This is a genomic window from Bradyrhizobium sp. CCBAU 45394 (assembly GCF_028128655.1).
Lineage (GTDB): Bacteria > Pseudomonadota > Alphaproteobacteria > Rhizobiales > Xanthobacteraceae > Bradyrhizobium > Bradyrhizobium diazoefficiens.
This window is the reverse complement of record NZ_LBIX01000004.1, coordinates 267,275-280,098: the sequence shown is the minus strand read 5'-3', so window position 1 is coordinate 280,098 and position 12,824 is coordinate 267,275. Positions and strand designations below refer to the sequence as shown.

The following is a 12,824-nucleotide window of genomic DNA, read 5'->3' as shown; positions in this document are numbered from 1 at the left end:
AGCCTCGACCGATTTCCGCCGGGTCCAACGATGTCTGCCTCCGATTGTCTCGTGACAGAAACTCCGCAACTGCTGCTGGCTGCGCTCGAACGTGCCGACGATGGCGTCGTCATCGTGGATGACGCGCAGCGCATCATCCACTTCAACACCGCCGCGGAGCGGATCTGGAAGCTTTCGCGCACCGAGGTGCTCGGTCGCGATGCCGCCGTTCTCACCCTCAAATGCCTCCAGGCCGACGCGGTCACGGGTTTCCGCGACGAGATCAGCCTCATGCGGCGCGACGGCAGCCGCATCAAGGTAGCCATCACGCTGTCCTCCGCGACCATCGATGGCGCGGTCCATCGCATCGTGTTCGCACGCGACATCACCGCGGAGGCCGAGCGCCGTGCGCGGATCGCGCTTCTCCACGCCGTCTCCGACCAGACCAACCGCGTGGTGATCATCACCGACACCGAGCAGAACATTGTCTATGTCAATTCGGCGTTCACTTCGCTCTTCGGCTATACCAGCGAGGAGGCCGAAGGACGCCGCGCGGGCGAGCTCATCGCCGGCCGCCACACCGATCGCAAGGCCGTCGCCAAACTCGTCAAGCGTCTGATGCATGGCGACCGCCGCGGCGAGGCCGAGGTACTCGCCTACGACAAGGACGGCGAGGAGATCTGGGTCTGCGCCCGGATCGATGCCTTCCGCGACAAGAAGGGCCGGGTCAAGCACATCTTCGCGCTGCTCGAGGACATCACCGAGACCAAGCAGCTCCGCTCGCTCCAGCAGCTCATCATGAGTGCGCTGGCCGACGAGGTCCCGATCGCCGAGATCGCCGACCGGCTGTGTCGCCGCGTCGAGGAGATTGCGCCCGACGTCGTCTGCTCGCTGCTTCACGTCGATGCCGCGGGCCTGATCCACCCGCTCGGCGGTCCCAGCTTGCCCGAGGACTATTGTCGCGCATTGGACGGCGTTGCGATCGGCCCCAATGTCGGCTCCTGCGGAACGGCTGCCTACTATGGCGAGCCGGTTCTGGCTGAAGATCTCGACACCGATCCGCGCTGGCAGCCCTACAAGGCGATGCCGCTCGGGATTGGCCTGCGCGCCTGCTGGTCGACCCCCGTCAAGGCCAAGGACGGCCGGGTCATCGCCACCTTCGCCTTCTACTATCGGGAGCCGCGCGCGCCGAGCAACTGGCACCGGCGCATCGTCGATGCCTGCGTCAACCTCGGTGCGTTTGCGATCGAGCGCAAGGAGGCACGCGCGGAGATCGCGCGGCTCGCCTATCACGACATCCTCACCGGCCTGCCCAACCGCGCGCAGCTGCGGCACCTGATCTCGGCCGCGATCGACGCCTGTCCGACCGGCAGCCACGTCGCGCTGGCCTTCCTCGACGTCGACCATTTCAAGGACGTCAACGATACGCTCGGCCACGCCGCCGGCGACGAGCTCCTGATCCAGCTCGCGCAGCGCCTGCGCGAGCAGATCGGGCCGGAAGACATCCTGGGCCGGCTCGGCGGCGATGAATTCGTCGTGCTGCTGCCCCATCGCGACGCCGAGGGTGCGGAGCGTGTCGCGACCGGGATCACCGAGGCGCTGGCTGCGCCGTTGCGGCTCGGCTCCCGGCAGATGCAGATGTCGGCCAGCATCGGCATCAGCCTCTATCCCGATCATGCGACCGACATCGACACCTTGATGCAGCAGGCGGACGCCGCCATGTACATGGCCAAGCAGGCGGGACGTTCGACCCATCGGCTGTTCAGCGCCGAGATGAACGGGTTGACCGAGCAGCGGCTGGCGCTGATCGCCGCGCTGCGGCGCGCCATCGCGGAGGGCGAGCTCACGCTCAGCTACCAGCCGCAGATCCGCAGCTGCGACGGCGCGATCCACGGCCTCGAGGCGCTGGCGCGCTGGCACGATGCCGAACTCGGCGACGTCTCGCCGGCAAAGTTCATCCCGCTCGCCGAGGAATGCGGCCTGATCGAGCAGATCGGCCTGTGGTCGGTGCGCGAGGCATGCCGGCAGATGGCGAACTGGCGCCGCGCCGGGCTCAGCATTCCCTGCGTGTCGGTGAACCTGTCGCCGATCAATTTCCGCAACGTCACGCTGGCGGCGCGGCTGGCCGACATTCTCGCCGAATATGGGCTGCCGCCGGACGCGCTGATGCTGGAGATCACCGAGGGCGCGTTCATGCAGGACAGCGTCGCCGCGCTCGAGACGATGAACGCGATCCGCGAGCTCGGCGTCGGGCTCTCGGTGGACGATTTCGGCACCGGCTATTCGAGTCTCAGCCGTCTCGCGCACCTGCCGATCCGCGAGCTCAAGATCGACCGCAGTTTCATGCGCGACATCGAGACGGACGCCGGCGCGCTCGCGATCGCCACCGCCGTGGTGCGCGTGGGGCAGGGCCTCGGCATGACCGTCGTCGCCGAAGGCGTCGAGACCGAGGCGCAGCGCAAATTGCTGGCCGATCTCGGTTGCGACGTCGTGCAAGGCTTCCTCTACGCGCCCGCGCTTCCCCCGGTCGCGTTCGAGCGCTGGCTGATCGAGCACTGCGCCGAGCAGGCGAGGGCGATGCTGGGGCGGCTCGATGTTGCGCCGGCAGATCGCGACGTGGTGAAGCGCTCGGCGTAGAGCGTGGACTCCTCACTAATCGGCCCGCGAAGGCGTGCCATGTCCAAATGTGCGGTGCATCGTTCGCGTGGCACCAATCGACATCCGCCGGAGACGGGCCGCCGGCGTCAGCACACAGCGCCGGGCGGCGTTCGTGGATCTCGCCACCGCGACGATCAAAACAATCCGGGGCTTAAATCCAGGCCATCGGTGAGCGAGAGCACGAACACGAAAGCGCACGCTCCGGCCAGCAGCAGGGCGTGTTTCGCCACGTCGGCGCGGGTGACCGAGACGACCGTCCGGGAAATCGCGTTGATGATTGTTGTCACGTCGGCCTCTCGATCTTTCACATCCAATGAAGCAGCTTCCGCCGCCGGCACCGTCAGTCGGCCCAGGCTGCGACGACCAAGGGAGGATCACCTTGCGCGGGTGCCGCGCGCGCGATGAGGACGCCGCCAATCACGTGAACGACGCCGAATCCCAGAAGAACGAGGACCATCAGCTGTGTTTCGCTCAATCGTCCCGCGTTCTTGCCCCTTCGCTTGTTCAGCATCTGACGAGCGAGCGTTTTCGTGTCCGGCGATGGCGTCGGGTCACAAAGGTTGATTTCGACCCGATCGAAACCGAGGTGCCGGTAGCGATGAACGACGTTGATTGCCTCTCGGCGGCGAGATTCGTGAAGTGCAGCAAGGATCGTTGGTGCCACCGAGGTCCGGGGTGGCGCGGGGTCGTCGATCTTCATGGCTAGTCTCCTGATGCTGCGCGGCATGGCGCAGGCGGGTGCGTGCGCCGGGCCCGCCTGAAACGATCGAAACCTGCATCGAAATCCGCCGACGAAACGGCTCTGGCTCTCGCAGCGGCAAAGGCCGTCAGCGCGACGCCGATTCCGGCGCGGGCGACAAAGAGAATGGCGGCGATTGCTGATCGCATCCGGCTGGGCTGCGCCTGAGCAGGACCGGCTCCCAGAAGAATCGGGTGGTTTCGGACGTCGCCTCGTGCGGGCAAATCCCGATGTCTCTGAGGTATTCGGGCTTGTGCCTGAGGTCGGCAAGCAGCTCTGCCCTGAAGCGGGCGCGCTGGTACCAGGTGACGAACAGCGTGAGGGGCGCCAGACCGCGCAGATGAAAATCCTTTGCGGGGGGAATAGTGTCGGAGATGCGCACCTGGGACTTTGTCCGGGGCGCAGTCGCGGCTTCATGAAATGACGCGCGACGACCTCTGGGCTTTGTTGCTTTACCCCAATCGTGAATTTGATCGTCCAGATGGGTCAATGCGATCTCCTGTTTGATGGCGGTTGGGAAGCCGGAGTCCATCAGTCGCCTCCGAAAAGGAGCGGTGCGACCGGAGGTGCCGAGTCCGAAGCCGCCCCGGCACTCGGAGCGGCAAGGGCCGTCAGCGCGACGTCGATCCCCGCAAGGACCACGAAAAGAACTGCGACCGCCGCTAGGAGGTGACGCGCGCGCATGACCGCTTTCCGGATGAAATTGCCGAGCGTCGGTTCACCATTCGGCATCCCGTCGCAATGCGATCAAAACCTGCGGGGGTCTTCGCCGGCGTTATTCAATCGTCATCGGCGCGTTAATAATGTTCGCAAGGGTGGCAATTGCTGTAGAGTGTATACCAAATGGGTGCGTCTGATTGAATCGGAGGCGGAGTGGCCACAACTACATCTGCGGCGTGCCCAATCTTTAGTCTCTCGCTTCTGGGACGTTTCGTACTGACAGGGCCGGATGGCGCCGTCAGCCTGCCGAACAAGAAGCTCGCGGGGTTGCTGGCCTTTCTGGCCTGCATGGCTCCTGACCCGCAGTCACGCGAAAAACTGTCGACCTTGCTGTGGGGATCTCACCTCGATGCGCAAGCGAAGCAAAATCTGCGACAAGCGCTCTTCAAGCTACGTCAAATCCTGGGTCAGGATGCGCTGAGGAGCGATGGCGAACTCGTGTCGCTGAATGCCATGGTGATCGCATGCGATGTGAGCCAATTTGAGGAGCTTGTCCAGGACGGCAGCCGTGATGCATTGAGTGCGGCGGCGGACCTCTATCGTGGGCGCCTGGCTGACGACATCAGCGTCGGCGAAGAATGCTGGAGCGAATGGGTAGCCGGCGAACGCGAGCGGTTATCGGAGCTGGCTCTGGGCGCTATGGTGACGCTCGGCGGGCATGAGCTGTCCGAGGGGCGTGCGGAGCAAGCCCTGCGAACCGGCCAGCGCGCCAATGCACTCAATAACCTGCGCGAAGATTCGCATCGCTTGATCATGCGCGCTTTGTCCGCAACGGGACGTAACGCCGAGGCGCTCAAATACTATCGGGACGTCGTTGCCTTGCTGAAGCGCGAGCTGAGCACCGAGCCCGATCTGGCAACCAGGTCGCTGGCCGCGGAACTGCGCAGCAATCACCCGCAGAACGCCGCGCCGGCTGCCGGTGAGGTCGCGCCGGAGGCCTCACCCCCGCCGGCGCTCGTCATGCACGGCGAGAGGCCGTCCTTGGTGGTTCTGCCGTTCAGCAACATGAGCGGTGACCCCGAGCAGGACTATTTCGCCGACGGCGTCACTGCGGACATCATCACGGCCTTGTCGCGCTTTCGCGCCCTTGTGGTGATTGCACGCGGGACGAGCTTTGCCCTCCGGGACAAGGGAATGACCAGCCAGCAGATTGCGCAACAACTCGGTGTCCAATACGTCTTGAGCGGCCAAATTCGCAAGGCCGGCAACCGCATTCGCGTGTCGGCCGAGCTGACCCATAGCGGCAGCGAGGCTCAGGTCTGGTCCGATCGCTATGACCGCCCGCTGACCGACATCTTCGATCTGCAGGATGACGTCAGCAGCAGCGTCGCTGCGGTCGTCGATCCCGCCGTTCGCAGCGCCGAAATCGAACGCGCACGTCGCAAGCCGCCAACCAATCTTTCTGCTTACGATCTCTACTTGCGTGCCCTTCACCACCTCTGGGGCGGCACCCGTGAGGATATCACCAAGGCGATCGACCTGCTTCGACAGTCTCTCAGCCTTGATGAGGCGCGCTCGCCGACGCTCGCGGCGCTCGCCTGGGGACTCGTCATGGCTTCGCCGCTTGGCGCACACACGTCGCCGGACGCCACGACCGAGGCGCTCAGTCTCGCGCGTCGCGCGGTCGAGCAGGACGGTACGGACGCCTTTGCCCATGCGGTGTATGGCTTCACACTGTTTGGGCCGGCCGGCGACAACGATCAGGGGCGTATTCATGCCGTCGAGGCCGTGAGGCTCAATCCCAGTTCGGCTTTCGCGTGGGGTACGCTCGGAATGATCGATAGCATGGCAGGCGATTACGAGAACGCAGTCACATGCCTTCATCGTTCTCTCGTCCTCAGTCCCTACGACAGCATGCTGCATTTGTGGATGACAGGATTGACGGCGTCTTGCTTTGCGCTCGGGCGCCACGAGGATGGCATCGCCTGGGCACGCAAGTCGGTTCAGCACAATCCGGGCAATGGCACCGGCCATCGTATGTTGGCGGCCAATCTGGTCGCCGTCGGCCGCCTGGAAGAAGCCCGCGAGATCACGCGGCGTCGCGATGCAACACAAAAAACAACGATCCGCGATCTGCGCGCCATGCGCTTTTTCAAGCAAAACGATGCTCTCGAACGCTACCTTTCGGCCCAGCAGGTTGCCGGTGTGGCCGATTGAGCGTCAAGCGCCGAGTGCAACGAGAAGCGTGCGACCGGTCATGAAGACGAGGATGAGCGAACCGACCGTCCACAGTGTCGCGCGAACTTCGTGGATTTGTCCCGTGAGATAGGCCAGAAAATGCAGCAGGCGTGAGGCAACGTAGCCGTAGAGCAGCCACTGCGCGAGCCGCAGCGACGGCTGCGTGAGGATATAGAGCAGACCCGCGACCAGGAAATACGGCAAGCTCTCGAGATCGTTCATCTGGATCCGGCGGATCCGCTCGACACGTTCGTTGGGAAGAAGCTGCGCTGGATCTGGCGCAGGATTCATCGGGGTCTTCTTGATATCCTCCGGCGAACGGTAGCCCCCCTTGGCTTGCACCATACGGATCACGGTCAGCCATGACATCGCCACGGCCTTCAAGATCATCAGGGTGGCGGCAACGACATACGTGGCGAAAAGGGGATCGTGAAGACTCATTCGGTCCAATTTGGCCCCCTTGTGACGTTTCCACGTGAGATGCGCGACCGCGCCGCGCCACCAGGCAAAGGACGTCACCCGTCCGCGTATAGCCCGGCGCGCTCGCGAACGCCACCGCCGTGGTGTGCGCGGGGCAGGGCGACATCGGCCGGGCAGCAAGAGACCGCCCGAAGGCGGTCTCGCACTCGGGAGAGAAGGCGTTCCGTCAGATATCAACCTGGATGGCCATGTTGGAGCGTACCCAATCGGATTGCCCAGCCTTTAGCCGCTTAGCCTGGAATTCTGCGAAAGCTGGATCGGCACCTAGTGCCGCCAAGGTGCGCCCATAAGCTTCTACGCTATCGAAGCGAGCGACGAAGGCGTAGTTTCCGACCTCGCCACCGATCACCGACCAATAGCTGACATCGGCCCCGTGTTTTTTCCAAAGTGTCGCGCCGTCCTTTGCAAGCTGTAAGATAGTCGCGAGATCGCTACCGGGCCTTGGATGCGAAACGAACTGCATGACAACTGCAGGCATTTTCCCCTCCAATGAAAAATGATGGCGCCAAACGACCCGGCTGGTCATTTGGTCCGAGGAGAATTCCAAACAGCGCGGCTCTCGCGCTTGATCTGGATCAACTCAATTTCTCCAGCCTGACGGCAGGCTGCCCGCTCTTGCGCCGCGGCATTGCATGGAGATCGCCCATGATCGAGCAGCGCAATCGAGTTGTTCAGGTCAGCCGCTTCGGTGATCCCGAGACACTGGAAGTTGTCGATACCCGCCTGCCGACCGCCGGCCGGGGCGAGGTGCGCGTTCGCGTACTCGCGTCGAGCCTCAGCTACACCGAGGTATTGATCAGGCGGCATCTGTACCCGCAAACGATGCGCCTCCGGCCGCCATTCGTCATGGGCTACGACGTGGTGGGGGCAATCGATCAGCTCGGCGAAGGCGTGCACGACTTTCAGATTGGCGACCGTGTGGCCGACATGACGGTGGTCGGGTCGAACGCCGAGTATCGCACGCTTCGGGCGGACGACTTGGCCCGCGTGCCGGTTGGCGTGGACGCCGCTGAAGCGGCCGCGCTGATCTTGAGCTGGACGACCGCGTACCAGCTTCTGCACCGCGCGGCCAAGGTCCAGCGAGGCCAACGTGTGCTCGTGCACGGCGCCGCCGGCGCGGTCGGCCAGGCGCTGCTCGTGCTCGGGAGACTGGCGGGCCTCGAGCTGTGGGGCACGGTGCGCGGCGAGCATATGGCGCTCGTCCGGGAGCTCGGGGCAACGCCGATCGACTACCAGCATGAGGACTTCACGCGGGTTCTGCCGGGCGGGTTCGATGTCATCGTCGACGGGGTCGGCGAAGACGGCTATCGCCGCTCATACGCGGCGCTCAAGCCAGGCGGCCTGCTCTGCGCCATCGGCTTCTCGGCGAGCGTGCAGGCACGGCGTCGGATGCTCCCTATCTTGATGGAGATCGCGCGCCTCTATCTGTGGAGATTATTGCCTGACGGCAAGCGAGCCCGCTTTTACTCGGTAAACGCCATGCGGGCGCGACATCCCACCTGGTTCAAGGAGGACCTGGAGGAATTGTTCGAGCTTCTGGCAGAAGGTGCCATCCGGCCGCGCATCGCCGAGCGGATCTCCTTCGACGAGGTCGCCGAAGCTCACCGTCGCCTCGAGGCTGGCGGTCTCGAGGGCAAGCTCGTGCTGTGCCCGGATCTCTCCTCGCGACGCAGCCAGCGCTCCGCCTGACGCCGTGCGACGCTGCCCGGGCGTTTCCGCTACGGTCAGGATCGCCGCTCGGCCCAAGACGCCGAGCCGGCTGGGAGCATGGCGATCGGCAGGAACGGGCCAAAAGGAGGCCTTACGGTCCGGCTCGCCCTGAGCGAAGCCGGATCGCTCACCGACCAGGGAGTGGCTCACTTCCGGGGCTCAACGACTGTCTTTGTTGATCCGTCCGGCGCTGCCTGCATCCCCGGTGGGCTTTGACCTTGCGGACTTTCCGGCTGCGCACCACCCGACTTTGTTTCAATCGGTCCGGTCCAACCTTGCGGCTGCAATTGACCTTTTTCTTCCGGCGCCGAGCGCCCAGTCGGCGTGTTCAAGTCTTTCTTCGGATCGGCTTGCGCTGTCGCAAATCCGCACGACACGGCCCAGCAAATCGTCGTTATCAGAATAATCCTCACGGCGACCTCCGCTTGGCTGAATGTAACAAACAGGCTGGGCCACCCTTCAGTTCCGTATTGCAATGCGAGCGAACGACCGATCGAAGAAGAATGTCCGCTTCGGGGTTAGTCGCGTCGGTTCGACAGGACACCGAGGACTTCCGGTCAAGCCTGGTGAACTGACATGATCAGCGCTGGTTAGCTTGTCTCAAACGGGCCAATAGGTGACATTCGAGATGGAAGGTCGCCAATGTCGGCAAGCGAATGGCCTTCACGCTATTGCTCCCGCACGCCTCCCTTCCTTAGCCCATCGAGAATTTCATCAAATTCCCGACGAAACTGCGGGTTGCTTGAGTATCCGTAGCCAAACTCACGGAACCACTGGATCGTGAAATCTGGTCGGATCTTGTTCAATTCAGTCAAGCTCTGCCGCGCCGGCTCCAATTGCCCGCTGGCTCCGTAAGCCGAGACCAGATCTACATAGGCGTACCAGAATGCGTTGTTTATGTTGATCACTCGCCTGCAGTCCTTGGTGGCTTCTTCATATTCCTGAAGGTGCAGGTGTGCATGGCAAAGGTTGTAATACCAAGAGACGGCAATCGGATCTTTCGGGCTGAGGCGGAGTGCCAGCTGAAGCGGCGAGAACGCTTCGCGGGCCCGCCCGGAGAGGATGAGTGCAAGTCCTTTCTGAGCGTAGGCGATCGGGAAATTTGGATTGATTTCAAGCGCAGCGTCGTATTCAGGCAACGCCTCCTCAGGGCGCCCAAATACTCGAAGAGTGTCCCCCTTTACCACGTAGGCCAACGCGTTTGACGAGCTTTTCGCAAGCGCCCTGTCGATGAGATCAGTCGCTATTTCTTTATCTTCGGCCATGGAGGTCGACCACCTGAAGCCCGGGCTAAGCACCATGCTTTCGCGATCATTGCATCGACGTTATCCGGATCGAGATGCAACGCACGGTCGAACAGGTCCTTTGCCTGCGCGATTTCCGTCTTCGACCGGGGCTCATAGAACTTTGCCCAGCCGCGCATCGTGAAGTCCATGGCGTCTGGATTTCTGGATTGGTCCTTTTCGCTGCGGCGGCTTTCGGCTTGCATGAGTTCAATGTTTAGCGAGCGTGCGAGCCGTCCCGTGATCTGGTCCTGCAAGGCGGCGAGATTCGTGCGATCGCCGTCGAAGCGATCGGACCAGATGTCGCGACCGCTTGCGGCATCCGTAAGCGACACGTTGACCCGGATCTGATCTCCGTTGCGTCGCACCGCGCCCTGTACCGCCCATCGGATGCCGAGCTCCTTGCCGAGCGTCTTAAAGTCGATCTGCTTGTTCTTGAATGTAAAGGCCGTTCCCCGTCCGATGACGAAAGCGCCGGGCATTTGCGCGAGATCGGTTGTCAGATCGGTCGTAATACTATCGGCGAAGTAGTCCTGCTCCGGATCGTTGTTGAGGTTTGCAAATGGCAGGACGACGAGAGACAACCGGGGAGCAACGTCAGGCCTGGCCGTAGCCTCTCTTTGCGTCTGTTGCTTGTCCGGAAACACATCGGTGCGGAGCGTCTTCCACACAGTCCAGTAGCCGACGAGACCACCCGCGATCGCGCCGATAGCGGCGATCGAGGCGAGCGCTCCGCCGATCAACTGCAATCGCGCCCGGAGGCGACTCGTTGGATTGCGAAGATCGCGATCGGATGGTGGTTTCCCCAATTGCTCCTTATCGGATGTCGCTTTGTCCGGTTGCTCGTTATCGGATGTCGGTTTGTCCGGTAGATCGGTGGAGACTTCCGAGTTCGTCATCGTTGCCTCCGCGCAGGAGCCAAACGTCCGGATTCCAAAAACTAGCAGATTTTCGCGGCTTTGGGTTGGTCAAGGTTGCTGACAAGTTCAAGCCTCTCTCAAGTTGTCGCTTGGACAATCGCCCCAGCCGCTGTCACCCCGCCGCCAGCCCCGTCCTCCGCCGCAGATCCGTAATCGCGCGCAGAAAACTGTCGGCCGGCGTCGTCTCTGGATCGATCAGCCGGTGCAGGCGAAAGCCGTCTTCCAGCGCCAGCACGACGGAGGCCATCCAGGGCGGGTTGAGCGCGTTGTTCTTGCCGTTGCTCTTCAACGTCGCCTCGACGATGTCGGCGATCAGCTTGCGCCGCGCGCGCAGGCGTTTGGCGAGCTCGGGCCGGCGCTTCTCGGCGCGCGCGACGTAGAGGATCATCTCCATGTGCAAGAGCGGCGAGCGGCCGAGCGGATCCTGCCGGCTGCGGTCCATCGTTCGCAGCGCCGCGATGAAATCGTCGAGATTGTCGTGCTGCGCGAGGATGTCCATATTGCGCCGGATCGACTGCTCGACATGGTCCTCGAGCATGGCGATGATCAATTCGTCCTTGCTGTTGAAGTTGGAATAGAACGCGCCGCGGGTGAAGCCGGCCGCGGCCGCGATCGCCTCGATGCTGGCGCCGCCGATGCCGTCTTCCTCGAACACCCGCGCGGCCGCCTCGAACAGTCTGTCGCGCGTGTCGTCCCTGGTCGGCCTGGTTCTCACCCTTGACATCGGACCAGGTTAGGGCAGAATGCAACTCGATACAACAATGTATCGAGTTGATAATTTCAGGGGATGGTTGCGCCGGGCAGTGGGGCTGCGATCGGCGTATTCGTGTCATGCGGCAACCGATTTGAGGTCACCATGAACGAGCAAGCGCAACCTGCCGGCGGCGATCCGCTGTTCAATCCGCTGTCGCCGGACTTCATCCGCAATCCCTATCCGCATTACGACCGGCTGCGCGCGATCGATCCGATCCATGTGACGCCGTTCGGCCAGTTCGTCGCCAGTCGCCACGCCGATGTCAGCCTCGTGATGCGCGACAAGCGCTTCGGCAAGGATTTCGTCGAGCGGTCCAAGCGCCGCTACAGCGAAAAGATCATGGACGAGCCGGTGTTCCGCAGCATGAGCCACTGGATGCTGCAGGCCGATCCGCCCGACCACACCCGCCTGCGCGGCCTCGTGGTGAAGGCCTTCACCGCGCGGCGCGTCGAGGACATGCGGCCGCGGATCCAGGAGATCGTCGACCAGGCCATCGACGCCGTGATCGACCGCGGCCACATGGACCTGATCGAGGATTTCGCCTTCCGCCTGCCTGTCACCATCATCTGCGACATGCTGGGAATCCCCGAGGACCATCGCGAGGTCTTCTACAAGAGCTCGCGCGACGGCGGGCGGCTGCTCGACCCCGTGCCGCTCACGCCGGAGGAGATCGCGAAGGGCAACGCCGGCAACATGATGGCGCAGATGTATTTCCAGCAGCTGTTCGAGCTGCGCCGCCGCAATCCCGCCGACGACCTCACCACCCAGCTGGTGCAGGCCGAGGAAGACGGCAACAAGCTCACCAACGAGGAGCTGACCGCCAACATCATCCTGTTGTTCGGCGCCGGCCACGAGACCACCGTCAATCTGATCGGCAACGGCCTGCTCGCGCTGCATCGCAACCCGGACCAGCTTGCGCTGCTCAAGGCCCGGCCGGAGCTGATGGTCAATGCGATCGAGGAATTCCTGCGCTACGATTCCTCGGTGCAGATGACCGGGCGCGTCACGCTCGAGGACATCGACGATCTCGGCGGCAGGAAAATCCCCAAGGGCGAGACCGTGCTGTGCCTGCTCGGCTCGGCCAACCGCGATCCGGCGGTCTATCCCGATCGCCCCGACCGGCTCGACGTCACCCGTCCCAACGTCAAGCCGCTGTCGTTCGGCGGCGGCATCCATTTCTGCCTGGGGGCCCAATTGGCGCGGATCGAGGCCGAGATCGCCATCGCCACGCTGTTGCGCCGGCTGCCGGATCTGCGCATCGACGACGTCGAGAACCCGGAATGGCGGCCGACTTTCGTGCTGCGCGGCCTGAAGAGCTTGCCGGCGAGCTGGTGAGGCGGCGGCGCGCGTTAACCTCCGCGCACAACAGTCGCTGTGACTTCGCCACACTTCCCCCTATATAA

The 12,824-nt window shown here is 63.3% G+C and carries 13 protein-coding genes; 4 read left to right on the top strand and 9 right to left on the bottom strand.

Features of this window, described 5'->3' with window-relative positions; translation table 11 throughout:
• Positions 1–30: 30 nt before the first annotated feature.
• Entirely contained in the window at positions 31–2,616 is a 2,586-nt protein-coding gene (locus WN73_RS02105) for an EAL domain-containing protein (RefSeq protein WP_110117066.1), read from the top strand.
• A gap of 155 nt (positions 2,617–2,771) precedes the next feature.
• Here WN73_RS02105 and WN73_RS02100 read toward each other — a convergent pair whose 3' ends face one another.
• From WN73_RS02100 to WN73_RS02090, 3 genes are all read right to left on the bottom strand, one after another.
• Positions 2,772–2,951 (bottom strand): hypothetical protein, encoded by a 180-nt coding sequence (locus tag WN73_RS02100; protein ID WP_131234274.1) that lies wholly within the window; start codon positions 2,949–2,951, stop codon positions 2,772–2,774.
• A gap of 26 nt (positions 2,952–2,977) precedes the next feature.
• A complete protein-coding gene (locus tag WN73_RS02095; RefSeq protein WP_110117065.1) occupies positions 2,978–3,337 on the bottom strand; it encodes a hypothetical protein in 360 nt (119 codons plus the stop codon).
• Positions 3,338–3,464: 127 nt separating this feature from the next.
• On the bottom strand, positions 3,465–3,908 hold the full coding sequence (locus tag WN73_RS02090) for a hypothetical protein (protein ID WP_171463814.1): 444 nt from the start codon (positions 3,906–3,908) through the stop codon (positions 3,465–3,467).
• Positions 3,909–4,249: 341 nt separating this feature from the next.
• Between WN73_RS02090 and WN73_RS02085 the strand changes: the two genes are divergently transcribed.
• Entirely contained in the window at positions 4,250–6,253 is a 2,004-nt protein-coding gene (locus tag WN73_RS02085; protein ID WP_110117063.1) for a BTAD domain-containing putative transcriptional regulator, read from the top strand.
• 3 nt (positions 6,254–6,256) lie between these two features.
• Here WN73_RS02085 and WN73_RS02080 read toward each other — a convergent pair whose 3' ends face one another.
• On the bottom strand, positions 6,257–6,793 hold the full coding sequence (locus tag WN73_RS02080; RefSeq protein ID WP_011089282.1) for an MAPEG family protein: 537 nt from the start codon (positions 6,791–6,793) through the stop codon (positions 6,257–6,259).
• Between the two features lie 127 nt (positions 6,794–6,920).
• Positions 6,921–7,232: a hypothetical protein gene (locus tag WN73_RS02075; RefSeq protein ID WP_231166563.1), complete on the bottom strand. Its 312-nt coding sequence runs from the start codon at positions 7,230–7,232 to the stop codon at positions 6,921–6,923.
• Between the two features lie 167 nt (positions 7,233–7,399).
• Between WN73_RS02075 and WN73_RS02070 the strand changes: the two genes are divergently transcribed.
• Positions 7,400–8,443: a medium chain dehydrogenase/reductase family protein gene (locus WN73_RS02070; RefSeq protein ID WP_011089280.1), complete on the top strand. Its 1,044-nt coding sequence runs from the start codon at positions 7,400–7,402 to the stop codon at positions 8,441–8,443.
• A gap of 167 nt (positions 8,444–8,610) precedes the next feature.
• Here WN73_RS02070 and WN73_RS02065 read toward each other — a convergent pair whose 3' ends face one another.
• The 4 genes from WN73_RS02065 to WN73_RS02050 form a co-directional block, all read right to left on the bottom strand.
• Positions 8,611–8,877 (bottom strand): hypothetical protein, encoded by a 267-nt coding sequence (locus WN73_RS02065; protein WP_129557363.1) that lies wholly within the window; start codon positions 8,875–8,877, stop codon positions 8,611–8,613.
• A gap of 255 nt (positions 8,878–9,132) precedes the next feature.
• The gene (locus WN73_RS02060) at positions 9,133–9,729 is read right to left on the bottom strand and encodes a tetratricopeptide repeat protein (RefSeq protein ID WP_271551300.1); all 597 of its coding nucleotides are present in this window, start codon (positions 9,727–9,729) and stop codon (positions 9,133–9,135) included.
• On the bottom strand, positions 9,708–10,646 hold the full coding sequence (locus WN73_RS02055) for a hypothetical protein (RefSeq protein WP_271551299.1): 939 nt from the start codon (positions 10,644–10,646) through the stop codon (positions 9,708–9,710). The genes WN73_RS02060 and WN73_RS02055 overlap by 22 nt, the downstream gene beginning before the upstream one ends.
• A gap of 133 nt (positions 10,647–10,779) precedes the next feature.
• Complete coding sequence (locus WN73_RS02050; protein WP_271551298.1) at positions 10,780–11,391, bottom strand: TetR/AcrR family transcriptional regulator; 612 nt, start codon at positions 11,389–11,391, stop codon at positions 10,780–10,782.
• A gap of 132 nt (positions 11,392–11,523) precedes the next feature.
• Between WN73_RS02050 and WN73_RS02045 the strand changes: the two genes are divergently transcribed.
• Positions 11,524–12,756, top strand: coding sequence for a cytochrome P450 (locus WN73_RS02045; RefSeq protein ID WP_182872364.1), 1,233 nt, complete (start codon positions 11,524–11,526; stop codon positions 12,754–12,756).
• The last annotated feature ends 68 nt before the right edge of the window (positions 12,757–12,824 follow it).